Here is a 26,409-nt window from a genome sequence, read left to right as displayed (position 1 = left end):
GGGCGAATGGCTAAGTAGACTACCACAAAGACATCATTTGCAAAGCAGAAAAATGAAAAAAAATTTGTTGAATAACACAAGCTTTCAGTTAGTAATTCGATGAAAAAACCATCTGAATGTGTTCAGGTTTTTAAGTTTTGCCTGCCTTAACCCCAGAAGGCCGGTCAGTGCTTCTTGTTGGGGCTTTCCCTCTTTGTGTTGGCAGCGCTATAATGCCCCAGAATTTGTGCGGCTTAATTTTCCGGGGATCCCGATTTATGAAAAAAATCACTGTTGTTCTAGCTTTATTAAGCTGTGCTCTGGTTGCCCAGGCCAGCACCGACGACAAAAAAATTGATGAATTAAAAGCGCGGATAGCTCCGGTGGGCCAGGTTTATCTCGCAGGTTCTGAGCCTGTTGTGGCTGCGCCTACAGGCCCACGCACTGGCGAACAGGTTTATCAGGCTTCGTGCTTTGCCTGTCACGGTACTGGTGCTATGGATGCACCGAAAAAAGGTGATGCTGCCTGGAAACCGCGTTTAGCTCAGGGTATGGACGTACTGCACAAGCACGCAATTGACGGTATTCGTAATATGCCGCCACGTGGTACCTGTGGTGATTGTTCAGATGACGAAATTCTGGACGCTATTAAATTTATGACTGAAGGCGTTTAAGCCTCATCAAGCTGTGACCAGGCCGTCTGCTGTGCAGGCGGCTTTTTTTATTTGCGCTTTGATATTTTCTGCTTTGTTGTTAAGTTTTTTATAATCCAAAACTGTGTCGCTGCTGTACCAACGGCAAAATTGACGAAAAACTCCGCTTTTGTCTGGCGTACACCTCTTTTATCTGGTTAATCTTTGTGCATAATAGGGGCGGTTCTGCAAAAAAAGGTCCAACCTCCGGGCCGCTAACTATAAAAAGAGCATCAGTTGAAGGGATTAACAAAAACTGCTGGCCAGGCTGCCGGGCGCACTGTATCGCAGCGCCGACTCAAAGTATTGCTGGAACGCTACCGGCTGGCCTGTGCTGTGCAGCGTGCGTTATTAAATTTATCTGAACTTGCCAGTACTTTGTCTGATATGTCGGAGTTTTATCCGGCCATCCATTCTTTGCTCAATGATTACCTGCCAGCCGATAACTTTTATGTGGTGCTGACTGACCACGACTCGGGTGAGATCAGTCTGGAATATTTTGCCGATGAAAAAGACCAGCTGAATGTTGCCGATCTGAGTCCGGCCGATTTTGCCACTGGCCTCACTGGTTATGTGGTGCGTAGCCGTCAACCTTTGTTGTGTGATGAACAGCGTTTTGCAGAGTTAATAGCTCAGGGAGAAATTCAGTCGCAGGGCACACCAAGTCACCATTGGCTTGGGGTTCCTTTGTGCCGTGGTCAGCAACTGATTGGTGTGATGGCTGTGCAGGTATATGACAACTCCTACAACTATCAGCAGCGGGATGTCGATTTGCTGGAAGCGATAGCCGGCCATACGGTAACCGCCATCGACAGAGTAAAAAGCCGTGAGCTGCTGGAGCTGACAGTACGGGAGCGCACTAAGCAGTTACAAAATATCAATCAGTCTTTGCAGCGGGAGATCCGCGAGCGCAGTAATGCCGAAAAGCTGCAGGCGGCTTTATATAAAATTTCCGAGCTGACGGCCACCAACGCCGACATGCAGGGTTTTTACCGTGAAGTGCATAAAATCCTGTCGGGTTTAATGAAGGTGGATAACTGTTATATCGCCTTGCTGGATGAAAGCGGCAAAACCCTGAGTTTTCCGTTTTATCTGGACCAATATTCACCACCGGCGCAGGAAAGACCGCTGCGCAAAGGTTTTACTGAATATGTGCTCAGAGTGGGAGAGGCGCGGCTGATCAACCGTGAACTGTCGGAATTGCTGGTGGCACAAGGCGAAGTGCTGCGGCTGGTGTCTGATCCGGATCAGCAGGTGCCGTTATCGACCAGTTGGTTGGGTGCTCCATTATTGATTGACCAGCAGGCACTGGGGGTGATTGCAGTACAGTCTTATGATGAAGCTTATCTGTATAGCGAAAACGAACTGAATATTCTGCGTTTTGTGTCCCAGCATATTGCGGTGGCCATTCAACGTAAACTCAACGCCGAACAACAAAAACAACATCAGGAAGAGCTGGAGCGGAAAATTTTTGAGCGCACCCGCGAGTTGCGCCAAACCAATCTGTTTTTACGCCTGCAGGTGGAAGAGCGGAAAAAAATTGAAGAAAAACTGTTTCACGAAGCCAATCACGACACTCTGACCGGCCTGGCGAATCGCCAGCTATTTATGCAGCACTTAAAGCAGCAGTTTACCTTGCGCGGCCGGGAACCTGAGTTACGTTTTGCACTGTTATTTATTGATTTAGACCGTTTTAAACTGATCAACGACACTATGGGCCACCATGCCGGAGATTGTTTTTTAGTGGAAGTCAGTCAGCGGTTATTACGTACTGTGCGCGAACACGATTTGGTGGCGAGGTTGGGTGGTGATGAATTTGTGGTGCTGTTAACCCAGTTAACCTGCGACACTGATGCCGAAGAAGTGGCAGACCGCATTATTGAGGCTGTGCGCGCGCCGATGCTGCTGCAGGAGCAACAAGTGCACTCAGGCGCCAGTATTGGTATTGCCTGTTATAAACCGGATTACAAAAATGCCGACGCTTTATTACGCGATGCCGACGCCGCTATGTATCAAGCCAAAGCTATGGGGCGCAACAGGTTTGTGATCTTTACCAGCACGATGCGGATGCAACTGTTGCAGGAGCTCAGTATGGAGCAGGCGCTGCATCAGGCGTTGGCCGATAAACAATTTGAAATTGCCTTTGACCCTATCGTCTGCGCTGAAAAACAACATTTATTGGGTTTTGAAAGCAATATCCAGTGGGTACATCCGGACCTTGGTTTACAACAAAACTTCAGCCATCAGGCAGAACAGGCCGGTGTACTGGCGCAAATTGAATTGCAGATTTTGCAGCAGTTATTGCAGCAGCTGCAGCAACAGCCACAACCGGCCTTGTTCAGCCTGAAATTATGCCAGCAACATTTAATCAACCCGGTGCATTTTGACCGTCTGCATAAAGTGTTGTTGCCTTATCAGTCGTTGTTGCACAGGTTGGCATTGGGTTTTGCCGAAACCGACCTGATCCGGCTTGGCAGCAGTAACCTGAATTATCTACAACAGCTGAAACGGCTGGGTGTACGTTTGTCGATGGAGCAGTTTGGTGTAGAGATGATGCCTTTTGGCCTGTTAGCCCAATATCCATTTGATTTTGTCAAACTGGACCCTTCATTTAGCCGCAGCGTGCTGCGCCATCCGCATAAAAAACAGCTGCTGGAGTTGCTGCTGAACTTGTCACAAAACTACAAATTCAGAGTCATTGCAGCCGGCGTGGACGATGCTGAATTACGGCAACAATTACTAGAACTGGGTTGTTGTTATTTGCAGGGCCAGCTGGTGCGCAACCTGCAGCAGGCGCAGACGTCAGTCTTTCTTCAACAACTGGCGTAGCCGTTCCAAGTGCGCCAGGCCGGTTTGCTGGCGCTGCGCTTCGGTTTTCACCGGCGCCGTGTGTTGCGCCCATTCTAAATCATCCGCCGGTAGTTCCTGCAAAAACCGGCTGGGCTCGGGTTTCACCACTTCACCAAATTGTCTTCTTTCGCGGGCGTAGGTAAAAGTCAGCTCACGCTGGGCGCGGGTAATACCCACATAAGCCAGGCGTCTTTCTTCTTCCACGTTGTCTTCATCAATACAGCTTTGGTGCGGCAGTATGCCTTCTTCCATGCCGACCATAAAAACATAAGGGAATTCAAGGCCTTTGGAAGCATGTAATGTCAAAAGCTGCACCTGATCGGCATCATCGTCTTTGTCATTGCGCTCCATCATGTCGCGCAGTGTCAGTTTGGTGACCACTTCTGACAGCGTCATTGGCTCGTGCTCTTCGTCGCCTTTGAGCATTTCACTCACCCAGCGATACAGCTCATTCACGTTTTTTAGTGCCATTTCGGCCGCTTTGGGGCTGGCGCAGCTTTCAAACAAATAAGCTTCGTATTTGCTCTGGCGCAGCAGATCCCGAACCGCTTCGGACGGCTCAGCCCGCACTGCATTGTCGGCCAGCTCTACCATCCAGCGGGAAAAATCACGCACAGCCGCCAGGCTTCGGGCCGATAATTCGTCAGATAATTCCGGTGCACAACAAGCTTCAAACAGGCTGATATGTAATGAATTGGCCAGGCTGCCGATGCGCTCTAAAGTGGCTGCGCCAATTTCGCGTTTTGGCGTGTTGATAATACGCAGCAGCGCATTGTCATCGTCCTGATTCACCAACAGCCGCAAATAAGCCATCACATCTTTAATTTCCGGCCTGGAGAAAAACGAGGTACCACCGGAAATTTTGTAAGGAATACGGTTGGTCATCAGCGCTTTTTCAAACACACGGGCCTGATGGTTACCGCGGTATAAAATGGCGTAGTCTTTGTAATTGCTGCGGTTTAAAAAACGGTGGGAAATAATTTCCGCCACCACTTTTTCTGCTTCATCTTCTTCGTGTTTGGTTGGCAGTACTTTCAGCGGCACACCATAACCTAAAGTACTGAACAGCGCTTTGTCGTATTCGTGCGGGTTGTTGGCAATGAGAATATTGGCGGCCTTGAGAATGCGTTCGCAGGAGCGGTAGTTTTGCTCCAGTTTAATTACTTTTAAATTCGGAAAATCTTTGCCAAGCAACACCAGATTTTGTGGTTTGGCACCGCGCCAGGAATAAATCGACTGGTCGTCGTCGCCTACCACGGTAAAACGCTGCCGTTCACCCACCAGCCATTTCACCAGTTCGTATTGGCTGGTGTTGGTATCCTGATATTCATCCACCAGCAGATATTGCAGCTTTTGTTGCCAGCGCTGACGCACCTCCGCATTGGCGGCAAACAACAGAGTGGGCACCATAATTAAATCGTCAAAGTCCAAAGCGTTATAAGCACGCAGCTGCAGGGCGTATTGGGCGTAATAATTGGCAAAACTGATGCTTTGTGCGTCCATCGCCTGGGCCATGGCCTGTTGCGGCAATAATAAATCGTTTTTCCAGTTTGAGATTTTGCTTTGCAGCGCCCGCAATAAATCTTTATCACCCTGCAAATCGGTTTCGGTCAGCTCTTTCAGTAAAGCCATGCTGTCCTGATCATCAAACAACGTAAAATTGGCTTTATAACCAATGGCTTTGTGTTCTTTTTTGATGATCTCAAGGCCCAGCGTGTGGAAGGTAGAAACAGTTAAACCGCGTAATTTGCTGCGATCAAGCTGATGGGCAATCCGCTCTTTCATCTCGCGCGCTGCTTTATTGGTAAAGGTCACAGCGGCAATATGCCGCGCCGACATGCCACATTCTTCAATCAGATAAGCAATTTTATTGGTGATCACTCTGGTTTTGCCTGAGCCAGCGCCAGCCAGCACCAGACAAGGTCCGGAGATATATTTGACTGCTTCATTTTGTTGTGGATTAAGTTTCATCGGTCACCCTGTATTGCGAGGGCGCAAGTTTAGCAAAAAGCACTTTGGCGCAACAGCAAACTCTGCCGGCGCTTTTGTCGCAAAAGCGGTACTTTGCCTGAAATTTGCTTGAAATAGTTGTCGCCTGTCACCATCAAGGCTCGTAGAATAAATTGTTCCGACCCAGCAGAATCCGAGGCAACCCAGATGATAGATCCAAAAAAAATTGAAGATATGGCACGACAGATTGGTGCTGCTATTCCACCGAAATTCCGCGAAGTGGCAGACGATGTGGAAGCCAAAATTAAGGCGGTGCTGCAGGCAAAACTGAGCCAGCTGGATTTTGTGTCGCGGGAAGAGTTTGACGTACAAACTCAGGTGTTACAGCGCACCCGCGCCAGGTTAGAAGCATTAGAAGCACAGGTAGAGCAACTGTTGCAGGAACAAAACCAGGGCAAGGATCCGTCCTGATGCGGCTGCCTGGTACCTTACTTTTATGTAGCCTGAGCACAGCACCAGCTTTTGCTGCAGTTGATGGCGTGGTGCTGGCTGGTTATCTGCTGGATGTCAGTACCGGTAACTATCAGCGCGATCAGGCGTTGTTGCTCGACGGTGAGCGCATTGTCAGCATAGTGCCGGCAACCCAGGCGCCAAAACTGCCAAATACCATCGATTTATCGAATGCTTATGTGTTGCCTGGTTTAATCGATATGCATGTGCATCTGACGTCCGACCCTACTAAACATGGTTATAGAGCACTTGCTGAAACACCACAGCGTGAAGCCATTTTTGGTGTCAAAGCGGCTGAGGTGACATTAAAAGCCGGTTTTACCACAGTGCGCAATTTAGGCGCTGGCGGTTTTGCCGATGTGGCGCTGCGTGATGCCATTAACGATGGTGAAACCCCGGGGCCAAGGATGCGGGTGTCCGGCCCAACGATTTGTATGACCGGCGGCCATTGTGACAACAATCTGTTGCCGCATATTTACCGTGCCCAAAGCGGTGGTGTGGCCAACGGCAGTGATGAAATCCGCAGCAAGGTGCGCGAAAACATTAAATATGGCGCTGATGTGATTAAATTCACCGCAACAGGCGGTGTGATGTCAAAAAACACCGACGTGAATGCGGCGCAATATAGTCAGGCGGAAATGCAGGCGCTGGTAGAAGAAGCCCATGACAGAGGCCGTATTGTGGCCGCCCATGCCCATGGTTTAATTGGCATTAAAAGGGCGATCCGCGCCGGGGTGGATTCAATAGAACATGCTAGTTTTGTTGACGATGAAGCCATTGCACTGGCAAAACAACAAGGCACTTATCTGGTGATGGATGTTTATGTCAGCGACTATATTCTGGCAGAAGGTGAGGCCGCTGGTATTTTGCCGGAATCACTGGAAAAAGAACGCGCCGTAGGTCAGGTACAAAGGCAGAACTTTAAAAAGGCGGTGCATGCCGGGGTTAAAATGGCTTATGGCACTGATGCCGGTGTGTATACCCATGGTTTGAATGCCCGGCAACTGTCTTATATGGTGCAGTGGGGCATGACGCCACTGCAGGCGCTGCAAAGTGCCACTCTTCATGCGGCCACTTTATTAAATTGGCGTGATCACAACGGCACTTTGCTGGTCGGGCAATTAAAGGCCGGCGCTTATGCTGATTTGATTGCAGTACCGCAGGACCCGTTAACCAATATCAAGGTATTAGAACAGGCGCCACTGGTGGTTAAAGGTGGGCAACTGGTCAGTACCGGTGAACAACAGCTGGAATAACAGCTTTAATAAGGACGCAAAAATGAGCGAATTTGATTTTGATTTAGACCACCTGGACTTTGATGCTGCAGCGGAAAAAAATGCCAGACAACTGGAACTGGCTGATCAGGCTGCTGCTGATGCTGCCGCTTTACCGGATGAAGATGATTGTGCCGGTGGAGCCTGTAAAATCTAAGCTGGGACGCTGCTGATAAAAGCAGCGTTATATCCGAATTGACTAAATTTGTGTGTTGACCCGCTCTGCAGCGCCCTAGCGCTTGGGTATAATACCCCGCTCGAAACCCTGAGCCGGAGTGCAGATGCAAACAGTGTATGGATTATGGATCGGCGGCAGCCTGAGCGCCGTCGAACAATTGGTGGTGCAGTCTTATCTGCAGCACGGCCATCACTTTGTGCTTTATACCTACGACGGTGTGCAGCAGGTACCGGCGGGGGCCGAAATCCGCGATGCCAATACCATCCTTGATAAACAACATATTTTTGTGAATCAAAAAGGCAGTCTGGCGCTGTTTTCCGACTGGTTTCGCTGGGAAATGTTGTATCGGCATGGGGGTTATTGGGTGGATATGGACATGGTGTGTTTGCAACCGCTGCCGGCACAACCCGATATCGTTTTTGGCTGGGAAAGTGAGCTGGTTGGTTCAGGTTTATTATGTTTTCCGCCGGCCCATCCGTTTTGTCGATTTATGGCGGACAGCTGCGCCAATCCAAACCACTGGTTACCTTATGATGATCTGCGGCTCAAGTTGAAAAAGTTGCTGCGCCGTTACCTGCTTGGCAATCACAGAGGCAATGTTGGCTGGGGCGAAATTGGTGGGCCTAAAGGGCTGACCCGCGCTGTCAGTTATTTTGCTTTACAGTCTTATATCCAGCCGGAACAAATGTTTTATCCGGTGCATTTTGCCAACTGGCAGCGCATTTATCAGGGCGGTATTGCGCTGAGTGACTTAACCGGCAGTTACACTGTGCATTTGTATAACGAAATGCTGCGCCAGCATGGTTTTGATAAAAACCAGACTTATCCGCAGCAGTCCTTGCTGGAGCAGCTAAAAAGCCGCTACGGGCTGGGTCAGGGGGCGGCTAAGCCCGGGAGCAGCGTCTCAGCGCATGGCTTAACAGCAACACATCAGCCCTGATATGCTGTTACTTTAATTTCAATCAGCCAGGCCGGATTGGCCAAGCGGGCTTCAACAGTAGCGCGTGCTGGAGCCTGACCAGGTGCAACCCAGCTGTCCCATGCCTGATTCATACCGTTATAGTCGGCCATATCCGCAAGATAAATCACGGTATCCACAATAGCGGTTTTGTCGCAGCCACATCTGGCCAGCAAAGCGTCGATCTGTGCCAGCACGTCTTTGGTCTGAGCCACAATGTCCCCGTCGGTACGCTCCGGCACCATGCCGGCACAAAAGATAAAGTTGCCGGCAATCACGGCTTCTGAATAGCGGCTTGCTGGTAAAATGCGTTGAATACTCATTGGCTTAACTCCAAAAAAATGCCGCGCAGGTTGCGCGGCGAATTCAGGAGATAAGCATAACTTGTTTAAAGCGGGCTGACTATTCGGTCTGACCATCTGCTGATTTAAAGCTCAGCTGTAACCCTTTTTCACTGGTGTTGATCAGATCAAAAGCTGTCATGGCAGGCACCTGCTGCTGGATTTGTTGCTCCAGCTGGTCAAGCTGCTGCAGGTTCTGACAAATGCTGTTGCCACGTTTTTCTAACTGAGCACCACGACTTTCCATGTCAGCTTCCAGCTCTGCACCAAACTTTTCCATTTCCTGGCCAAACTGTTCCATCCGTTGTTCAAAGTTGCCTTCACCGCGCGACATGGCCTGACCCACCATCACCAGCATAGAGCCTGTCATTTCAGTCATTGAGCTTTCGATGGCTTGTTCAAACTCTTTGGAAAATTCCTCATCGGCATTATGTAATTTGCTGCCGTTGATTCGGATCTCATCACCGTTTTTAATCACCAGTTGGTCAATATTGCCACGCAATTTGGCTAACGATTTATCTATACCCAGCTGCACGTCGCTGTTGTCGCCGCCAAACTGGGTCACCACCCGGCCAATGGCTTCAGATGCCATTTGCAAAGCATCGGCAACCAGCAACACAGTTTCCTGTGCCTGACCGCGTAAACCCTGCTGATATTGTTGCAGTGCCAGTTGGGTGTTGGCGTCTGTGCTGACGGCTTTGCCATCTAAAAATAACTGGCCTTCGCTATTGATCAGCCATAACGACTGGTCGGCGCGTTGTAACTGAACTGACGTTGGGTTAATCACTAAATCGTCTTTAAATTGCAAAGCACAGTTTTGTGATTCAGTGGCAAAAGCAGAAAAAGACAGGCTGGCAGCAATAGCGGTGGCAATTAATGTTTTCATAGTAGACCCCTTGTGTCGGTTGATAACAACACATCGCAAGGGCTGTGCCAGATATTAAGTTGTTGTAGTTGTTGATTTATTTATTGAGTTATCAAAGTTGGCCTCACAAGGTGTCGTCAAAATGACTAACTTTTAGTCAAAACAGAGCAGTGTTGATGTTATTACTGCTATATAACCAAATCGCATAAAGCGGAAGGATCGATTCTTTCAGAAATATCCGTATAGACGGCTAAAATGCGGGCAGTTGAATAAAAACAGGTGTTGTTATGCTTTTGGCTTCACTGAGTGCACAAGCAAGCCCGCTAAGTGCCGAGCAAGTTAAAAATTTACAGGCGCTGGTTAGCCAGCTCAATCCGATCCAGCAAGCCTGGGTCAGCGGTTATCTGGCCGCAGCTGCACAACTCTCCGGCCAGCAGGCGGGGCCTGTGGCTGCTGCTCAGGTGGCTGAAGCTGCAACTCTGACTATTTTATATGCGTCCCAAACCGGCAATGCCAAAGGAGTGGCCGGCAAAATGAAAGCTGCCGCTGAGCAGCAGGGTTTTGCGGTGCAGTTGCTGGATATTGCCAGTTATAAAACCAATGCACTGGCCAAAGAGAAGTTTTTGATTATTGTCACTTCCACTTATGGTGAAGGTGAACCGCCTGAGTCTGCGGTGAGTTTTCATAAGTTTTTGTTTGGCAAAAAAGCGCCTCAGCTGCCGCAGTTACATTACGCAGTGCTGGGTTTGGGGGACAGCTCTTATGAATATTTCTGCCAGACAGCTTTAGATTTTGACAATAAGCTGGCGGCATCTGGCGCAAAAAGGCTGCAGCCTGTGGCCTTATTGGATGTGGATTACGAAGCAAAAGCCTCTGAGTGGCAACAGCAGGCGCTGTTGCAGTTTGCGCCTTTATTAACAGCCGCTAATACCACACCTTCGGCACAAGTCATTGCCTGGCCAGGTGCTACTGACAGCCATCACAGTTTGTACAGCAAACAAAATCCTTTGCTTGCTGAGTTGTCCGTCAATCAGAAAATTACCGGCCGCAGTTCCAGCAAGGACGTGCGTCATATTGAAATTTCGCTGGCAGGTTCAGGCCTGACTTATCAGCCGGGTGATGCGCTTGGGGTGTATTTCCAGAATGATCCGGCGTTGGTGAGCGCTATTCTGGCCGCCACCGGCATTGCTGCTGAAACTGAAGTGACGCTCGATGGTGCCCAAATCACCATTGAACAAGCCCTCACTGAACAGCTGGAGCTGACGCAGTCTTATCCTTCTTTTGTCGAAAAATACGCAGCGGCCACCGGCAATACAGTGTTGCAGCAACTGGCGGCAGACAAAACAGCGCTGCGCGAATTTTTAGCGCAACATCAAACCGCCGATATAGTGCTGCAATTCCCGGGTGCGTTAAGTGCGCAGCAGCTCGCCGACAGCCTGCGTAAGCAGCAACCGCGGTTATATTCCATCGCTTCCAGCCAGGCGGAAGTGGGTGAAGAAGTGCATTTAACAGTGGCTGTGGTGCGTTATGACGCTTTTGGTCAAACCCACTTAGGCGGTGCTTCCGGCTTTTTGGCCGAACGTTTAGCCGAAGGCCAGCAGGTAAAAGTTTTTGTCGAGCACAATGACAATTTCCGTCTGCCAGGCCACGACACACCAGTGATTATGATTGGCCCAGGTACCGGCATTGCACCTTTCCGGGCATTTTTGCAGGAGCGTGACAACGCTGGCTCCACTGGCCAGAACTGGTTGTTTTTTGGTAACCCCCATTTCACCCAGGATTTTTTATACCAGGTAGAACTGCAAGATTATTTAAAACGTGGTGTGCTCAGCAAGCTGGACGTGGCTTTTAGCCGCGACCAGGCGGAAAAAGTTTATGTGCAGCACAAGCTACTGGCCAAAGGGGCTGAAGTCTGGAGTTGGTTAGCGCAAGGTGCCCATCTTTATATCTGCGGTGATGGCAGCAAAATGGCCAAAGACGTGCATCAGGCGTTGCTGCAAATTGCACAACAGTTTGGGGGGTTAAGCGAAGAAGCGGCCGCCGATTATTTAGAACAACTGCGTGAACAAAAACGTTATCAGAAGGATGTTTATTAATGACAACGCCACAATACCCGATAGATCCAAAGCTGCAGGTGCAGGGCGCGCTGTCTGATAACGAACGCTTAAAGGCGGAAAGTCATCATTTACGCGGCACTATTACCACTGACTTAAAAGATGAAATTACCGGTGGTTTTACCGGTGATAACTTCTTATTGGTGCGTTTTCACGGCATGTATCAGCAAGATGATCGCGATTTGCGGGCTGAACGGGCCGAACAAAAACTGGAACCACTGCATAATGTGATGTTACGCGCCCGGATGCCGGGTGGCATTATCAAACCTGAGCAGTGGCTGGCTATTGATAAGTTTGCCAGTGAAAAAACCCTGTACGGCAGCATTCGTTTAACCACCCGCCAGACCTTTCAGTTCCATGGTGTGTTTAAACCCAACATTAAACCTATGCATCAGATGCTCAACAGCATTGGTATAGATTCAATAGCCACAGCTGGTGATGTCAACCGTAACGTGCTTTGCACCTCAAATCCGGTGGAGTCGGTGTTACATCAGCAAGCCTATCAATGGGCTGCCAAAATTTCTGAACATCTGCTGCCAAAAACCCGCGCTTATGCCGAGATCTGGCTGGATGAAGAAAAGGTGGAAACCACAGAAACCGAACCTGTGCTGGGTGATACCTATTTACCGCGTAAGTTTAAAACCACAGTGGTGATCCCACCACATAATGACGTGGATGTGCATGCCAACGATTTAAACTTTGTGGCTATTGCCGAAAATGGCCAGCTGGTTGGTTTTAACGTGTTGGTGGGTGGTGGTCTTGCCATGACCCACGGTGACAAAGGCACTTACCCACGCCGTGCCGAAGATTTTGGCTTTATTGGCCTGGAGCATGTGCTGAAAGTGGCTGAACACGTGGTGACAGTACAACGTGATTATGGCGACAGGGTGAACCGCAAAAACGCCAAAACCAAATACACCATCGACCGTATTGGCGTGGAAACCTTTAAACAGGAAGTGGAAAAACGGGTTGGTGTAAAGTTTCAGCCAAGCCGGCCTTATGAATTTACCCACAGGGGCGACCGTTTTGGCTGGGTGGAAGGCATTGATGGTAAACACCATTTAACGCTGTTTATCGAAAACGGCCGTTTGCTGGATTACCCGGGCAAACCGCTGAAAACCGGGGTGTCGGAAATTGCCAAAATTCACAAAGGTGATTTTCGCATGACGGCAAATCAAAACCTGATCATTGCCGGTGTGGCCGCTGAAGATAAAACACAGATTGAGGCTATTGCCCGGGCTCATGGTTTAATTGAAGACAGCGTGACAGCACAACGCAAAAATTCGATGGCCTGTGTGTCTTTACCCACTTGCCCATTGGCGATGGCGGAAGCCGAACGTTATTTACCCACTTTAGTCACTCATGTGGAAGGCATTTTAGCCAAACACAATGTGGCGGATGACCATATTATTCTGCGGGTGGTGGGCTGCCCTAACGGTTGTGGCCGCGCCATGCTGGCCGAAGCGGGTTTAGTGGGTCGTGGCCCTGGCAAATACAATTTGTATTTAGGTGGCAACACAGCAGGTACCCGTATTCCAAAACTGTATTTAGATAATGTGGCCGAAGCTGACATTCTGGCTGCGCTCGATACGCTGATTGGTCGTTGGGCGGTTGAGCGTCAGGCCGGTGAATGTTTTGGTGATTTTGTTATTCGGATTGGCGTAGTGGCAGAGGTGAAAGTCAGCAAAACCGATTTTCACGCCTGATCCGGCAAAAGTTTTGGAGTTTCGAACATTATGAGTTATCAGCAGTTATTACAGTTAGACGAGGCGGCGCAGCAACAAGCGCTGCTGGAAATTAACCAACGGCTGGCGCCTTTCACGGCGCAGCAGCGGGTTGAATTTGCACTGAAAGAACTGCCCGGTACTCATATGCTCAGCTCCAGCTTTGGGATTCAGGCTGCCGTGATGTTGCACCTTTGCTCCAGCATCAAAGCCGATCTGCCGGTGGTACTCACCGACACAGGTTATTTATTTCCCGAAACTTATCGTTTTATTGACGAGCTGACAGAGCGGCTGCAGCTGAATTTACAAGTGTATCGCAGCCATTTAAGCCCGGCCTGGCAGGAAGCCCGCTTTGGCCAGCTTTGGACCAGTCCTGAAGGCCTGAAACAATATAATCAGCTGAATAAAGTCGAGCCGATGCAACGGGCGCAGCAGGAACTTGCGGTACAAAGCTGGTTCAGCGGCCTGCGCCGTAGCCAAAGTTCCACCCGCGCCGATACACCCATTGTGAGTGTGCAACGTGGCGTGGTAAAAATTTGCCCTATTGTCGAGTGGAGCAATAAAGACATTCACTATTACTTAAAAGACAATAACTTACCTTATCACCCGCTGTGGGAGCAGGGATATGTGTCCGTCGGCGACACCCATTCCAGCCGCCCATTGGAAGCCGGGATGAGCGAAGAAGACACCCGCTTTAACGGCATGGGCCGCGAATGTGGTTTGCACACTTAATGCGATGATGTGTAGAAAGCTATTGGTTATGCTGTCCTGTTCTGGCCACAAGGTGGTTTTACCGAACAGCTGCTGGCACTGGATCTGTTATTGCCGGATGATGTGACGGCACCAAACGCTCTTATTCAGGCTGTGCTTGTCCGCTCTGGCGCTCGTTAACCGCCTGCAATTTTGCCTTATACATAGCTACCTGACCTTGCTCATAACTGTAACGCAGTGCCTGGCGTAACACTGTCCGGGCTGCGGTGTTGTTGTTTTGTTGCAAATACAGCCTGGCCAGCGCCAGGTTGGCTCTATGCAGGTAAGGCGCCTGCTCCAGTAGTTTCTGGTAATAAAGGATGGCTTTGTCTTGTTGTTGCTGTTGTTCGGCCTGATAAGCCAGATAAAACCAGTTATAAGGGTTGTCGTCATTGCTTTGCTGTAGCAGCGCTTCCAAACGATGGATTGCGGCATTGTCGTTCAGCTCCTGCGCCACCTGCAGATAGTTGCCGGCGATAGCTGCCGGATTGATGCTGTGTTTCAGACCAAATTCATACCATTGTTGCGCCGAGGCTAAATCTCCGGCGCGGCGGTACAAAATACCCAGCAAATTAATGCTGGCGCTGTAGGTGGGGTCTTGCTGCAGCGCAGCTTGGGTCAGCCAGAATGCTTTATTTTGATCATCGGCGAGCAGCGCATCCGCCGCCAGATTGTTGTACATCATGGCGGCAAAGCGGCGATGATCAAACATAGCGCCCAGTCTGTCTAACCGATCCGGGAAATAGTCGATAGCCACAGCGGCTTTTTGTGTGATCAGCCGGTCAGGGTCTGGCTCGTCCTGCGAAAATAAATAAGTGCGTACATGGTCTGAGCTGATAAATAAATCACCGGAAAAATTCAGCATGGGTTCGCCATAAGTGGCGCGATAACCTACCTCAATATTCACCAGCTTTGCCAAAGCCGTGGTAAGCACCGCCAATGACATACAATTGCCTGACATCAGCTGCATGGTTTGGCTGGCGCTGTAGTTTTTACCTTCATAATGAAAATTCGACAGTTGCTGATGCAGGAACATTTCCAGCCTTTTATTGCCGGGCAGCTGTTGTAGCTTTGTCTGGTGATAAAACTGTAAAAACTGTTGTTGTTGTGCTTCGCTCAACTGATAAAAAGCAGCAACTTGTGGAATGGCATCGGCGTCAACTTTGGCAAAATAATGTTGGGGCGTCTGTGGCGCAATGGCTGGCGGTGGCGCAGAAGTCTGACTGCAGGCCTGCAATAAACTGACGAGTAAAAGTAAAGGCAAAGTGAATTTCATTTCAGGCACATCCATTTACAACTATCTCACATTGATATCACGGTGTTCGTCAAAATCCAAGAGCAGGCAAAAGCCAAAATCCGCCTGCCCCTGCAGTTAAACAACATCGCCGCCGTACTTTTGCCGCTTGTTGCAGCACACAACTTGCTGCGGCAGCGCTTTAACGGCACAATCGGCGACAAAATAAAACAACAGGAACAATGCGCTGATGACTTCTACAACTTCAACACCGGGCTTTAAGCTGGGCCTGGTGCCGCAAATTATGCTGGGTATTCTTTGTGGTATTGTGCTCGCCAGCTGGTCGGCTGAAGCCGGGCAGGCGGTTGCCATTTTGGGGGCGCTGTTTGTCAAAGCGCTCAAAGCCATAGCACCAATTCTGGTGTTTATTCTGGTGGCCTCATCTATTGCCAACCGCAAAATCGACAGTCAGGCCAAAATGAAACCCGTGTTGGTGCTGTATTTAACCGGCACTTTTTTAGCGGCCTTAACCGCTGTAGTGGCAAGTTTTTTATTTCCAACCGCATTAAACCTGGCCGCAGCTGCTGAAGCTGTGACACCGCCTGAAGGCATTGCTCAGGTATTAAAAACAGTGTTATTCCAGGTGGTGGATAACCCGATCAATGCCCTGCTGACCGGTAATTTTATTGGTGTTTTAGCCTGGGCTATAGGTTTAGGTTTGGGGTTACATCATGCCAATAAAACCACCAAACAGGTGTTTACCGATGTGTCGCATGGTATTTCGATGCTGGTTACTTTTATCATTAAACTGGCCCCTATTGGTATTTTTGGCCTGGTTGCCGAAACAGTGGCCACCACAGGTTTTGCCGGTTTAGCCAGTTACGGCCAGTTGTTGCTGGTATTAGTGGGATCTATGTTGTTTATCGCGCTGTTGGTCAACCCATTGCTGGTGTTTATTACCACCCGCAAAAACCCTTATCCGTTGGTGCTCACCTGCTTAAGAGAAAGTGGTATTCCGGCCTTTTTTACCCGCAGCTCAGCCGCCAATATTCCGGTCAATATGATGCTGGCGGAAAAACTCAAATTAGACGAAGACACCTATTCAGTCTCTATTCCGCTGGGCGCCACTATTAATATGGCTGGTGCTGCCATTACCATCACAGTGTTGACGCTGGCAACAGTACACACCCTGGGCATTCAGGTGGATTTTGCCACTGCGATGTTATTGAGTGTGGTGGCCGCTATATCTGCCTGTGGTGCATCTGGTGTTGCCGGTGGTTCTTTATTGCTGATCCCGCTGGCTTGTGGTCTTTTTGGTATTTCCAGTGATGTTGCCATGCAGGTGGTGGCTATAGGTTTTATTATTGGTGTGGTGCAGGACTCCTGTGAAACAGCATTAAACAGCTCAACCGATGTGGTCTTTACTGCAGCTGTTTGTCAGCGTCAGGTTTAAATATTGTTCTGCTGCTGTTGCTTCGGTGAGTAACAGCAGCAACACCCCTTGCTGAGTTGTCATGACGCTTTAATTTCTGAATTCCCCTTTTGCTAATTCCATTTGGTTATAACTGAGCGCAATCCCTTCTTGGATTCAGGACGTTTAGACGTCTAATATCGCATCGTTGATGATCCGGCGGCGATGAGGGTACCACTCTGTCCAATCCCGCTGCAGGCAAGAAAATAGCTACTTGGTAGCGGGAGCAAGCAGTGCAGTATTTACCTATCTTCACCGATTTAACCGGCAAGGCCGTGTTGCTGGTTGGCGGCGGCCATGTGGCGCTGCGAAAAGCGCGCACTTTGTTAAGCGCCGGTGCGGTGTTAACTGTGGTGTCTCATCAGTTTGAAGCTGAATTTTATGCCTGGCAGCAACAGCAAAAAGCCCATTTAATTCAGGGGGATTTCGACGCTGCACAGTTAGCCGGTCATTGGCTGGTGCTGGCCGCTACCGACGATGACGGGGTGAATGCCGCTGTACATCAGGCCGCCACTGCCAGACAAATCTGGGTCAATACTGTCGACGACCAGGACAAATGTGAGTTTATTTTCCCTTCGATTATCGACCGCTCGCCTATTCTGGTGGCTATTTCCAGCGGCGGCACTGCGCCTGTGCTGGTGCGGCGGTTACGCGAAAAACTAGAAACTTTGTTACCTCAGCATTTAGGGCCCCTGGCTGAACTGGTCGGCCGTTTTCGCACCAAAGTGCAGCAAAAACTGCAGGGTTTTGCCGAGCGGCGGCAATTTTGGGAAAAAGTGTTTAATTCCAATATCGTCAGCCTGGTGCAAACACAGCAGCTGGGCGCCGCCGAAGCCGAATTACAGCAAGCACTACAAGACCAGCAAAGCAACAAAGGCGAAGTCTATGTGGTGGGTGCAGGCCCGGGTGACCCTGAGCTTCTCACTCTGAAAGCTTTGCAGCTGATGCAACAAGCCGATGTGGTGGTGTACGACTATCTGGTGTCCGAACCCATTATGCAGTTGGTACGCCGCGACGCCGAACTGATTTGTGTCGGCAAAAAAGCCGGCGCTCATTCAGTGGCGCAGGAGCACACCAATCAGTTACTGATAGATTTAGCCCTTGCCGGTAAAAAAGTCTGCCGCTTAAAAGGTGGCGACCCCTTTATCTTTGGCCGTGGCGCTGAAGAAATTGAAGTGTTATTGCCACATCAAATTCCGTTTCAGGTGGTGCCCGGTATTACAGCCGCTGCTGGTTGTGCCGCTTATGCCGGTATTCCGCTGACACACAGAGATTATGCGCAGGCAGTGCAGTTTGTCACAGGCCATTGCCAGAAAGACGGCAAAGAGCCGGATTGGCACAGCTTAAGCCGCCCCAATCAAACCTTAGTGATTTATATGGGGCTGATGAAATCGGCTTATATACAGGCGCAGTTGTTAGCCGCTGGCCGGGCGGCCGATACCCCCATCGCCATTTTAGAAAATGGCACCAGGCCTGAGCAAAGGGTGATCACCGGTACCCTGGCACAACTGGCAGATTTAATTGAACAACAGCAGGTGCAGTCGCCAGCCTTATTGGTGATTGGCGAAGTAGCGGCGCTGCAGCACAAGCTGGCCTGGTATGGCAACAGAACACAGGCCGCAGTATTTGCCCAACCTTTGGCCGCTTTGGCCTGAAGACTGGCACAACTTTAAATGTTTTAACTTGAGGGACATCCTGGTGCAAACCTTAACGCATTTACAACAGCTGGAAGCAGAAAGCATCCAGATTTTCCGTGAAGTGGCGGCCGAGTTTGATAACCCGGTGATGCTGTATTCGATTGGCAAAGACTCGTCGGTGCTGCTGCATCTGGCACGCAAAGCTTTTTATCCGGGCAAAATTCCGTTTCCGTTGCTGCATGTCGACACCGACTGGAAATTCCGCGAAATGATAGAGTTTCGTGACCGGCTGGCCAAAGAGTATGGCTTTGACCTGCTGGTGCATAAAAACCCGGAAGGTCTGGCGATGGGCATGAACCCCTTTACTTTTGGCAGCGCCAAACATACCGATGTGATGAAAACCGAAGGTTTAAAGCAGGCACTGAACAAATATGGTTTTGACGCCGCTTTTGGTGGTGCCCGTCGTGACGAGGAAAAATCCCGCGCTAAAGAACGCATTTATTCGTTCCGTGACCAATACCATCGCTGGGATCCAAAAAACCAGCGGCCAGAGCTGTGGCACACCTACAACGGTCAGGTAAATAAAGGTGAAAGTATCAGGGTGTTCCCACTGTCGAACTGGACTGAACTGGATATCTGGCAATACATCTATCAGGAAAATATTGAAATTGTGCCCCTTTATCTGGCGGCTTACCGCCCTGTAGTAGAGCGCAACGGCACCCTGATCATGGTGGATGATGATCGTATGCCGTTAGAGCCTGGCGAACAGCCACAGCAAAAGCTGGTACGTTTCAGAACCCTGGGCTGTTATCCGCTGACCGGCGCCATTGAGTCGGACGCCGACAGTTTAACTGCCATTATCGAAGAAATGTTGTTGTCGCGCTCCAGCGAGCGGCAAGGCCGGGTGATTGACCACGATTCCAGTGGTTCGATGGAAAAGAAAAAACGTGAGGGCTACTTCTGATGTCAGTCGCTATTGAATTGGAACAACTGGGGATTGAAGAATACCTCAGACAACAACAGCACAAGTCTTTGCTGAAATTTTTAACCTGTGGTTCAGTGGACGACGGCAAAAGCACGCTGATTGGCCGTTTGTTGCATGACAGTGCGCAGATTTATGAAGATCAGCTGGCGGCTTTGCATAAAGACAGCAAAACCCATGGCACCACAGGCGAACAAATCGACTTGGCGTTGTTGGTGGACGGTCTGCAGGCGGAGCGTGAACAAGGCATCACTATTGACGTGGCCTACCGTTATTTTTCCACCGCCAAACGCAAATTTATTATTGCCGACACGCCGGGCCATGAGCAGTACACCCGCAATATGGCCACTGGTGCGTCTAACTGTGACCTGGCCATTATTCTGATCGACGCCCGTTATGGTGTGCAAACCCAAACCCGCCGCCACAGTTTTATCTGTGCTTTGCTTGGCATCAAACAGTTTGTGGTTGCCATTAATAAAATGGATTTAGTGGGTTTTGCCGAAGACCGTTTTGAACAAATTCAGCAGGATTATCTGGCCTTTGCCGAGCAGTTAAAGCAGCAGCTTGGCACAGAGCAGGGGCCGGACATTGATTTTGTGCCGCTGTCAGCGCTGAACGGCGATAACGTGGTGAACCGCTCAAGCCAAAGCCCCTGGTATGCTGGCCCAACCTTGTTGCAAAAACTGGAAAACGCTCCGGTCACAGGTTTTAACTTTGCAGGTGAAGCGCGCTTACCTGTGCAGTATGTCAACAGACCGAATCTGGACTTCCGTGGTTTTGCCGGCACTATTGCCGCAGGTCAGTTTAACGTCGGTGACGCCATCATGGCGTTGCCCTCGGGTAAAAGTTCAGTGATCAAATCTATTGTCACCTTTGATGGCGAACTGCCTTCTGCTGTGGCCGGTCAGGCAGTGACGCTGACGCTACAGGATGAAATTGATATCAGCCGCGGCGACGTGATAGTGCCCAAACAACATCAGGCCAGAGTGTCCAACCGTATTCTGGCCAAAGTGGTGTGGATGCACGAGGATGAGCTGCAGCTTGGGAAAAGTTACAACATTAAACTGGCCAGCAAAAAAGTGGCGGGCAAAGTCACGGCTATCCGCCATGCCATTGATGTGAATACGCTGGCAGAATCTGCAGTGCAAAGCCTGGGATTAAATGGCATAGCGCTGGTGGAGCTGGAGCTGACCGAAGCTATTGTGTTTGACCCTTACCGGCAGAATCGCGACACCGGTGGTTTTATTTTTATCGACCGTTTAAGCAATATCACTGTGGGTGCAGGTTTGGTCGACAGCGACCTGGCCGCAGTGCAGCAACAAAGCAGATTTAGCGCAGCCGAGCTGGAGCTGAATGCTTTTGTGCGTAAACATTACCCGCACTGGCAGGCGGTTGATATTTCTAAACTGAGCTAACAGCGTCGCCCGGCAATACCCATTGGCTTGCCGGGCTGACTACAGCTGGTGCAGGGTTTTTACAGAGGTGTTATGAACAATATTGTCTGGCAACAACATCAGGTTGATCGCAGGCAGCGTGAAACGCAGAAACAACAGCAAGCGGTGGTGTTGTGGTTTACCGGTTTAAGCGGTGCCGGCAAATCGACTGTGGCAGGTGCGCTGGAACAGGCGTTGCTCGCTCGGGGGGCCCATACGTATTTGCTTGATGGTGACAATGTACGCCATGGTTTATGTGCCGATTTGGGTTTTTCCGAAGCCGATCGCAGTGAAAACTTACGCCGGGTGGGGGCTGTTGCCGGCCTGATGCTGGATGCCGGTTTAATCGTACTCAGCGCTTTTATTTCCCCACTAAAAAGCCAGCGTGGCGCCATTCGCAAGGCGCTGCCTGAAGGCAAGTTTATCGAGGTTTATGTTGCCACTTCGCTGGAAGAGTGCGAAAAGCGCGATGTGAAGGGGCTGTATCAAAAAGCCCGGTTGGGTGAAATTAAAAATTTCACTGGTATTTCCGACCCTTACGAAGCACCGGAGCAGCCGGATATCCAATTGGATACAGCGCTGTTGTCGCTGGAGCAAAGTGTACAACAGCTGCTGCTATTGCTGGAACAACGTGGCATTATCGGGCCACAACGCTAAATGCAGGACCTGATGTTGATGACTTCTTACACGCCGACGCAGCAACAATTAAGCCAGTGGTTACCGCAGATTTGCCAGATTGCCGTGGCCGCCGGCAACGCTATTTTGGCGATTTACCATCAGCCACAGGCAGTTGCAGTGCAGCACAAAGCCGACGACAGCCCGCTCACCGCCGCCGATTTAGCCGCACATCAGCTGATTATGCGTGAGCTGCAGCTGCTCACGCCCGAGATCCCGGTGTTGTCTGAAGAAGCGGCCGACATTCCCTGGACTGTACGTCAGCACTGGCCTTGTTATTGGCTGGTGGATCCTTTGGACGGCACCAAAGAGTTTATTAAACGCAACGGCGAATTTACCGTGAATATAGCTTTGATAGTGGCCGGTGAGCCAGTGCTTGGGGTGATCCACGCCCCGGTGCTGCAAAAAACCTACAGCGCAGTGCTCGGACTGGGTGCTTTTGTGGCAGAAGTGGATGCCCAGGGGCAAACACAAAGCCGGGTTATTCAGGCGAAAAAACCAGTAGAAGGTGAGACGGTCAAAATTGTCGGCAGTCGCAGTCATGCCCAGCCTGGGATGGACGACATTCTGGCGCTTTACCCCAAACACCAGCTGCTGGCGGTAGGCAGTTCATTAAAATTCTGTTTAGTGGCCGAAGGCAGCGCACACCTTTACCCAAGATTAGGCCCCACCATGCTGTGGGACACAGGCGCCGGTCATGTGATTGCAGTGGCAGCAGGGGCCAGTGTCAGTTATGACGGCATCCGGGGGCCTGCTTATCAGCGGGAAGAATTACGCAACGGTCATTTTACCGTGCAGTCCTGGTAACGGCCGTTGTTCCATCTTTTGTTCAGGCCATAGTCATTTCACTCAACCTATAAGTTTTGTTGGAAAAGTGATTGAACGGAAATACCATCAAGTACTTTTATTCGACCAATTGTTAGTACATCTTCGATAAATAGCGCTGTTGTTTCACCGCCGGGCGACGGATAATAGCGCTATAGTTTGGGTATCAGGCTGCATCGGCGGCGCGCTGGGTTGAGCAACGGGGATCGGTATGGGGCTGCTACGTCATCTGCACAAAGCACCGATCAGGGTGCTGCGGTTACAACGGCGCAAAAGTATGATCCGGATCCGTTTTAGTATGATCCGGTTAAAAACAGCGTTGTCGCAGGAAAAGGCGGAAACCCGCCAGATGTTGCGTATTTATCAGCGTTATTTATCCGGTGAAGCCAGCAAAGCGGATTTAGCTGCAGCCAATGCTCAGCTGGCCGATGTGCTGCGTGCCACAGGCCTGGGTATATTTGCCATTTTGCCTTTTGCCCCTGTCACTATTCCGCTGATTGTTAAACTGGGCCGTAAACTGGGCATTGAAGTGATGCCAAGTGCTTTTGCGCCTTCGGCAAAAAAGTCCGCCAAAGTTTTAACAAAGCAGCCAGAACAAAGAGCCGTTGTCGGCAATAAAAAAGCGGAAAAGCCACTGAAACAAGGTTAAGTTCTTGTGGTTTGACCCAATAAAAAAGCTGCCCTCAAGGCAGCTTTTTTATTGCTGTCAGCCGGAGACAACCAGGGCTGTGATTAACCTTTAATGGTCATATATGCCACTATGGCGATCAATAATGGTGCCACAATAGCCGCCATTAAACGGTACCAGTGCAACATCGTTTTGTTCATTTCTCCGGCCAGCACAGCGCGGATTTCCGGCCAAATGCGCCAGCCAACAAAAACAGCTGCCAGCATGCCACCCAGTGGCATTAATAAATTGGATGCAACAAAGTCCATTAAATCAAAAGGTGTTTTACCCAGGATTTTCATATCTTCAGACATAACACCAAAAGATAACGCCGCCGGAATACCCAACACCACGTAGTTACTGATGCTGACAATCAGGGTCGCGCTTTTACGGGCCAGGCCATATTCGTCAATCAGGAAGGCCACTGCTGGTTCCAGAATTGAAATTGAAGAAGTCACAGCAGCAAATAACAGCAGTGAAAAGAATACCAGTGCCAGGATTTGGCCACCGGCCATTTGGGCAAACAACGCAGGCATGGTTATAAAGGTCAGGCCAGGGCCCGCTGCCGGGTCGACGTGGAAGGCAAAGACCGCTGGCAGAATCATTAAACCTGCTAATACACTTGCCATAGTGGCCAGGCCGGCAATCCATAAACCTGCATTCACGACCTTGGTTTCAGCACTTAAATAAGAGCCATAGGCAATCATTAAACCTGCGCCCACCGACAGCGAAAACACCGCTAAGCCCAAAGCATCCAGTACCATTTTTACTGACAGTTTGCTCCAGTCCGGCGTAATAAAATACATCACACCTTCAACGGCACCAGGCAAAGTCAGGCTGCGATACACCATAAACAACATCAGTGCAAACAGCACCGGCATCAGTACTTTACAAATTCTTTCAATGCCAGATTGTACACCGGCGATGACAATAGCAGCGGTAATGCTCATAAAGCCCGCGGTGTAAATTAACGCCGCTGTTGGGTCAGCAATAAAGTGGGTGAAAGTGTCACTGAGCACTTTGGCGTCTGTGGTCAGAATGTCACCTTTAACGGCTTCCACTATATAAGCAATGGTCCAGCCACCGACCACACAATAAAAACCAAGAATTAAATACACACAAAGCACAGAGATCCAGCCAGCCAAATGCCAGTTACTTTTGCCTAACACGCGGTAAGCAGAGGTCGCAGATTTTTTTGCGCTGCGGCCAATCATCATTTCGGCCAGCATCATCACAACGCCCACAGAGAAGACACAGGCCAGATAAACCAGCAGGAAAACACCACCGCCATTGGCGCCTGCGACGTAAGGGAATTTCCAGATGGCGCCAAGACCAACGGCTGAACCTGCAGCCGCCAGAATAAAACCGATGCGGGAGCCCCAGCTGCCGCGGGCTGTAGTGGTATTGCTCATGATTGTCCCGAGGTGAAGTTAATAGTTCTAATAATTATTTGCTGCAGCAATGTAGAGGAAATGGCGGGTCTATTGCAACCAAAATAGTTGACCGGAGCAGCAGAAAAGTTAAAACGCGGTAAGCAACAGCAGCTTAGCGCGACAAGCGGCTACAGCCCGATTTAAACAGCAAGGAGCACTGGCCGGAGCTCTTAGCCGACAGTTTTGTATCATGCTGAATTATCGGTGAGTCAATGTTAATTAAATGTATGTTAACGCTGGAGTTCAGTGCATTGTTGTGGCATAAGTTTCAGCGCAGTCGCCTTCATTTTTAGTAAAGCGCCAACTAAGGTTATATAACAATATTGTCCGGGGGTAAAAATGGCCAAAAAACTACTACTGCTTTGTTGTTGGTTGTTTTTTCCTCAGTTATCGGCAGCTACTCAACTCACTTTGTATGCTTACCACAGTTCTCCGCCTTTTGTGATTAATGCCGAAGCCGAAACCGGCTTAAACTACGATTTGGTGCGGGCGTTGCAACAACAGCTGGGCGACAAGTATCAGTTGCAATATAAATATCTGCCGCGACCACAGCTCAATGCCCGGCTGCAGTCAGGCGAGCCTACCATAGTGTTATGGGCTAATCCGGCCTGGTTCAGCAATAAAGTGCAGCCATACAGCTGGACCGAAGAAATTTTTACCGACAGAGATGTGTTTGTCAGCCACCGCGAATTTGCCGGTGATTTAACCGAACTGAACAATCTGGCCGGCAGTACTTTGGGGGCTATTCGGGGTTACAGTTACCCAGGTGTCAACGAGCTGGTGGAGCAGCGGCGTGTCACCCGGCTGGATGCGGAGTCTGATAAAGAAAATCTGGCCAGATTGCAGGAGCGCAATGTCGACCATGTGGTGATCACCAGATCGAGCTTTTTATACTACGGCCGGCAACAACAATATCTGGGAAAATTCCGCATTGTGGGTGAGCCCTACCCAGCTTACAAAAGACAGTTGCTGCTGAGCCAGCATTATCAGAATTTGCTGGGCGCCTTTGATAAAGCCATTAACGAATTACCCAAACAGGAATACTGGACGGCCCGGTTGGAACTCTACGGTTTAAAAACACAATAACGGCATTGATGCCAGCCCGAGGTTGAGCGGCTGTGGCCGGCCCGTTACACTAGCCTCTTTTTGCCAGAGCCTTGTGATGCGTTTAGATAAGTTTATTTGTGATTGTACCGGCCTGACTCGCAGTCAGGCTGGCAAGCTGATCCGCCAGGGTCTGGTGTTGATTGACGGCCAACTATGTAAACAACCCGCCAACCAGCTTAAACCAGAACAACAAGTGGAACTGGACGGTGAAGTGCTTGCTCTGACCGGCCCCAGATATTTTGTCATGCATAAACCGGCCGGTTATGTCTGCTCAACGGATGATCCTGATCACAACACTGTGTTTGTGTTAATGGATGAGCCTAGGCTGGATAAACTGCACACTGTGGGCCGGCTGGATTTGGATACCACAGGTTTATTGTTGATCACTGATGATGGCCAGTGGTCCCATAAAATCAGCTCACCCAAACACGAATGTGCCAAAACTTACCGCGCCTGGCTGGCTGATCCTGTGGATGAGTCGGCCATCCAGTTGTTTGCCGAAGGTGTGATGCTGCGTGGTGAAAAACACCCGACCAAAGCGGCACAGCTGGAAATTGTCAGCCCGCATGAGTGTTTATTAACCATTCACGAAGGCCGTTACCATCAGGTCAAACGTATGTTTGCTGCTATTGGCAATAAAGTGGAAAAACTGCACCGCGAAAAAATTGGTGATTTTGTGTTAGACGCCAATGTTTTAGCTGAAGGTGAATACCGCGCTTTAACCGAAGCCGAAGTGGCGGCTTTTGTCAGCTGATGGTTT

At 49.9% G+C, this 26,409-nt stretch carries 23 protein-coding genes; 18 read left to right on the top strand and 5 right to left on the bottom strand.

The genetic code is table 11. The features are described 5' to 3' along the window. Positions 1–257: 257 nt before the first annotated feature. Both V7P87_RS06735 and V7P87_RS06730 read left to right on the top strand, forming a co-directional pair. Complete coding sequence (locus tag V7P87_RS06735; RefSeq protein WP_333796751.1) at positions 258–653, top strand: c-type cytochrome; 396 nt, start codon at positions 258–260, stop codon at positions 651–653. 255 nt (positions 654–908) lie between these two features. Further along, positions 909–3,500 carry a sensor domain-containing phosphodiesterase gene (locus V7P87_RS06730; protein ID WP_333796750.1) on the top strand — a complete coding sequence of 864 codons (2,592 nt, stop codon included), beginning with the start codon at positions 909–911 and terminating at the stop codon, positions 3,498–3,500. Here V7P87_RS06730 and rep read toward each other — a convergent pair. Beyond that, entirely contained in the window at positions 3,474–5,492 is a 2,019-nt protein-coding gene (gene rep, locus V7P87_RS06725; RefSeq protein ID WP_333796749.1) for a DNA helicase Rep, read from the bottom strand. The two genes, V7P87_RS06730 and rep, sit on opposite strands and share 27 nt — an antisense overlap. Positions 5,493–5,678: 186 nt before the next feature. Between rep and ubiK the strand changes: the two genes are divergently transcribed. The 4 genes from ubiK to V7P87_RS06705 all read left to right on the top strand — a co-directional run bounded on the left by ubiK (position 5,679) and on the right by V7P87_RS06705 (position 8,373). Next, a complete protein-coding gene (gene ubiK / locus V7P87_RS06720) occupies positions 5,679–5,942 on the top strand; it encodes a ubiquinone biosynthesis accessory factor UbiK (RefSeq protein ID WP_296297502.1) in 264 nt (87 codons plus the stop codon). Next, positions 5,942–7,237 carry a Xaa-Pro dipeptidase gene (locus V7P87_RS06715; RefSeq protein WP_333796748.1) on the top strand — a complete coding sequence of 432 codons (1,296 nt, stop codon included), beginning with the start codon at positions 5,942–5,944 and terminating at the stop codon, positions 7,235–7,237. Before ubiK ends, V7P87_RS06715 begins: the two co-directional genes overlap by 1 nt. 22 nt (positions 7,238–7,259) lie before the next feature. Further along, a complete protein-coding gene (locus tag V7P87_RS06710) occupies positions 7,260–7,412 on the top strand; it encodes a hypothetical protein (RefSeq protein ID WP_296297508.1) in 153 nt (50 codons plus the stop codon). Between the two features lie 124 nt (positions 7,413–7,536). Next, positions 7,537–8,373, top strand: coding sequence for a glycosyltransferase (locus V7P87_RS06705; protein ID WP_333796747.1), 837 nt, complete (start codon positions 7,537–7,539; stop codon positions 8,371–8,373). On the opposite strand, the gene V7P87_RS06700 is transcribed toward V7P87_RS06705, so the two are convergent. Next, positions 8,364–8,714 carry a RidA family protein gene (locus tag V7P87_RS06700; protein WP_260655123.1) on the bottom strand — a complete coding sequence of 117 codons (351 nt, stop codon included), beginning with the start codon at positions 8,712–8,714 and terminating at the stop codon, positions 8,364–8,366. The genes V7P87_RS06705 and V7P87_RS06700 overlap by 10 nt on opposite strands. A gap of 79 nt (positions 8,715–8,793) precedes the next feature. Beyond that, a complete protein-coding gene (locus tag V7P87_RS06695) occupies positions 8,794–9,618 on the bottom strand; it encodes a DUF2884 family protein (RefSeq protein ID WP_333796746.1) in 825 nt (274 codons plus the stop codon). A 266-nt stretch (positions 9,619–9,884) separates the two neighbouring features. Between V7P87_RS06695 and V7P87_RS06690 the strand changes: the two genes are divergently transcribed. The 3 genes from V7P87_RS06690 to V7P87_RS06680 are packed head-to-tail and all read left to right on the top strand — an operon-like array spanning position 9,885 to position 14,167. Beyond that, positions 9,885–11,693: an assimilatory sulfite reductase (NADPH) flavoprotein subunit gene (locus tag V7P87_RS06690; protein ID WP_333796745.1), complete on the top strand. Its 1,809-nt coding sequence runs from the start codon at positions 9,885–9,887 to the stop codon at positions 11,691–11,693. Continuing rightward, a complete protein-coding gene (gene cysI, locus V7P87_RS06685) occupies positions 11,693–13,417 on the top strand; it encodes an assimilatory sulfite reductase (NADPH) hemoprotein subunit (protein ID WP_333796744.1) in 1,725 nt (574 codons plus the stop codon). Before V7P87_RS06690 ends, cysI begins: the two co-directional genes overlap by 1 nt. Positions 13,418–13,447: 30 nt before the next feature. After that, positions 13,448–14,167 (top strand): phosphoadenylyl-sulfate reductase, encoded by a 720-nt coding sequence (locus V7P87_RS06680; protein ID WP_333796743.1) that lies wholly within the window; start codon positions 13,448–13,450, stop codon positions 14,165–14,167. A 121-nt stretch (positions 14,168–14,288) separates the two neighbouring features. On the opposite strand, the gene V7P87_RS06675 is transcribed toward V7P87_RS06680, so the two are convergent. Next, a complete protein-coding gene (locus tag V7P87_RS06675; protein WP_333796742.1) occupies positions 14,289–15,461 on the bottom strand; it encodes a tetratricopeptide repeat protein in 1,173 nt (390 codons plus the stop codon). A 208-nt stretch (positions 15,462–15,669) separates the two neighbouring features. On the opposite strand from V7P87_RS06675, the gene sstT reads away from it, so the two are divergent. The 7 genes from sstT (at position 15,670) to V7P87_RS06640 (ending at position 23,091) form a co-directional block, all read left to right on the top strand. Then, positions 15,670–16,872: a serine/threonine transporter SstT gene (sstT, locus tag V7P87_RS06670; protein WP_333796741.1), complete on the top strand. Its 1,203-nt coding sequence runs from the start codon at positions 15,670–15,672 to the stop codon at positions 16,870–16,872. Positions 16,873–17,123: 251 nt separating this feature from the next. Further along, positions 17,124–18,545 carry a siroheme synthase CysG gene (cysG, locus tag V7P87_RS06665; RefSeq protein WP_333796740.1) on the top strand — a complete coding sequence of 474 codons (1,422 nt, stop codon included), beginning with the start codon at positions 17,124–17,126 and terminating at the stop codon, positions 18,543–18,545. 43 nt (positions 18,546–18,588) lie between these two features. Then, positions 18,589–19,491 carry a sulfate adenylyltransferase subunit CysD gene (cysD, locus tag V7P87_RS06660; protein WP_442967939.1) on the top strand — a complete coding sequence of 301 codons (903 nt, stop codon included), beginning with the start codon at positions 18,589–18,591 and terminating at the stop codon, positions 19,489–19,491. Further along, complete coding sequence (gene cysN / locus V7P87_RS06655) at positions 19,491–20,924, top strand: sulfate adenylyltransferase subunit CysN (RefSeq protein ID WP_333796739.1); 1,434 nt, start codon at positions 19,491–19,493, stop codon at positions 20,922–20,924. Before cysD ends, cysN begins: the two co-directional genes overlap by 1 nt. Positions 20,925–20,996: 72 nt before the next feature. Then, positions 20,997–21,599, top strand: a complete 603-nt coding sequence (gene cysC / locus V7P87_RS06650; protein WP_333796738.1) for an adenylyl-sulfate kinase — start codon at positions 20,997–20,999, stop codon at positions 21,597–21,599. 18 nt (positions 21,600–21,617) lie between these two features. Further along, complete coding sequence (gene cysQ, locus V7P87_RS06645) at positions 21,618–22,424, top strand: 3'(2'),5'-bisphosphate nucleotidase CysQ (RefSeq protein WP_333796737.1); 807 nt, start codon at positions 21,618–21,620, stop codon at positions 22,422–22,424. A 229-nt stretch (positions 22,425–22,653) separates the two neighbouring features. After that, positions 22,654–23,091 (top strand): hypothetical protein, encoded by a 438-nt coding sequence (locus V7P87_RS06640; protein WP_333796736.1) that lies wholly within the window; start codon positions 22,654–22,656, stop codon positions 23,089–23,091. An 83-nt stretch (positions 23,092–23,174) separates the two neighbouring features. Here the strand turns inward: V7P87_RS06640 and V7P87_RS06635 are convergent, their stop codons facing one another. Beyond that, positions 23,175–24,521 (bottom strand): sodium-dependent transporter, encoded by a 1,347-nt coding sequence (locus V7P87_RS06635; protein WP_333796735.1) that lies wholly within the window; start codon positions 24,519–24,521, stop codon positions 23,175–23,177. 360 nt (positions 24,522–24,881) lie between these two features. On the opposite strand from V7P87_RS06635, the gene V7P87_RS06630 reads away from it, so the two are divergent. Together V7P87_RS06630 and rsuA are read left to right on the top strand one after the other, a co-directional pair. Continuing rightward, on the top strand, positions 24,882–25,628 hold the full coding sequence (locus tag V7P87_RS06630; protein ID WP_333796734.1) for a substrate-binding periplasmic protein: 747 nt from the start codon (positions 24,882–24,884) through the stop codon (positions 25,626–25,628). A gap of 76 nt (positions 25,629–25,704) precedes the next feature. Further along, positions 25,705–26,403, top strand: coding sequence for a 16S rRNA pseudouridine(516) synthase RsuA (gene rsuA / locus V7P87_RS06625; protein WP_333796733.1), 699 nt, complete (start codon positions 25,705–25,707; stop codon positions 26,401–26,403). Positions 26,404–26,409 lie beyond the last annotated feature (6 nt).

The organism is Rheinheimera sp. (assembly GCF_036782235.1).
Classification (GTDB): Bacteria; Pseudomonadota; Gammaproteobacteria; order Enterobacterales; family Alteromonadaceae; genus Pararheinheimera.
This window is presented reverse-complemented; position numbering and strand designations above follow the sequence as displayed.

Bases quoted from the DNA above. Each gene is read 5' to 3' on its own strand.
- V7P87_RS06735 (WP_333796751.1), top strand. From the start codon at position 258: ATGAAAAAAATCACTGTTGTTCTAGCTTTATTAAGCTGTGCTCTGGTT.
- rep (WP_333796749.1), bottom strand. From the start codon at position 5,492: ATGAAACTTAATCCACAACAAAATGAAGCAGTCAAATATATCTCCGGA.
- ubiK (WP_296297502.1), top strand. From the start codon at position 5,679: ATGATAGATCCAAAAAAAATTGAAGATATGGCACGACAGATTGGTGCT.
- V7P87_RS06715 (WP_333796748.1), top strand. From the start codon at position 5,942: ATGCGGCTGCCTGGTACCTTACTTTTATGTAGCCTGAGCACAGCACCA.
- V7P87_RS06710 (WP_296297508.1), top strand. From the start codon at position 7,260: ATGAGCGAATTTGATTTTGATTTAGACCACCTGGACTTTGATGCTGCA.
- V7P87_RS06705 (WP_333796747.1), top strand. From the start codon at position 7,537: ATGCAAACAGTGTATGGATTATGGATCGGCGGCAGCCTGAGCGCCGTC.
- V7P87_RS06700 (WP_260655123.1), bottom strand. From the start codon at position 8,714: ATGAGTATTCAACGCATTTTACCAGCAAGCCGCTATTCAGAAGCCGTG.
- V7P87_RS06695 (WP_333796746.1), bottom strand. From the start codon at position 9,618: ATGAAAACATTAATTGCCACCGCTATTGCTGCCAGCCTGTCTTTTTCT.
- V7P87_RS06690 (WP_333796745.1), top strand. From the start codon at position 9,885: ATGCTTTTGGCTTCACTGAGTGCACAAGCAAGCCCGCTAAGTGCCGAG.
- cysI (WP_333796744.1), top strand. From the start codon at position 11,693: ATGACAACGCCACAATACCCGATAGATCCAAAGCTGCAGGTGCAGGGC.
- V7P87_RS06680 (WP_333796743.1), top strand. From the start codon at position 13,448: ATGAGTTATCAGCAGTTATTACAGTTAGACGAGGCGGCGCAGCAACAA.
- V7P87_RS06675 (WP_333796742.1), bottom strand. From the start codon at position 15,461: ATGAAATTCACTTTGCCTTTACTTTTACTCGTCAGTTTATTGCAGGCC.
- sstT (WP_333796741.1), top strand. From the start codon at position 15,670: ATGACTTCTACAACTTCAACACCGGGCTTTAAGCTGGGCCTGGTGCCG.
- cysN (WP_333796739.1), top strand. From the start codon at position 19,491: ATGTCAGTCGCTATTGAATTGGAACAACTGGGGATTGAAGAATACCTC.
- cysC (WP_333796738.1), top strand. From the start codon at position 20,997: ATGAACAATATTGTCTGGCAACAACATCAGGTTGATCGCAGGCAGCGT.
- cysQ (WP_333796737.1), top strand. From the start codon at position 21,618: ATGACTTCTTACACGCCGACGCAGCAACAATTAAGCCAGTGGTTACCG.
- V7P87_RS06640 (WP_333796736.1), top strand. From the start codon at position 22,654: ATGGGGCTGCTACGTCATCTGCACAAAGCACCGATCAGGGTGCTGCGG.
- V7P87_RS06635 (WP_333796735.1), bottom strand. From the start codon at position 24,521: ATGAGCAATACCACTACAGCCCGCGGCAGCTGGGGCTCCCGCATCGGT.
- V7P87_RS06630 (WP_333796734.1), top strand. From the start codon at position 24,882: ATGGCCAAAAAACTACTACTGCTTTGTTGTTGGTTGTTTTTTCCTCAG.
- rsuA (WP_333796733.1), top strand. From the start codon at position 25,705: ATGCGTTTAGATAAGTTTATTTGTGATTGTACCGGCCTGACTCGCAGT.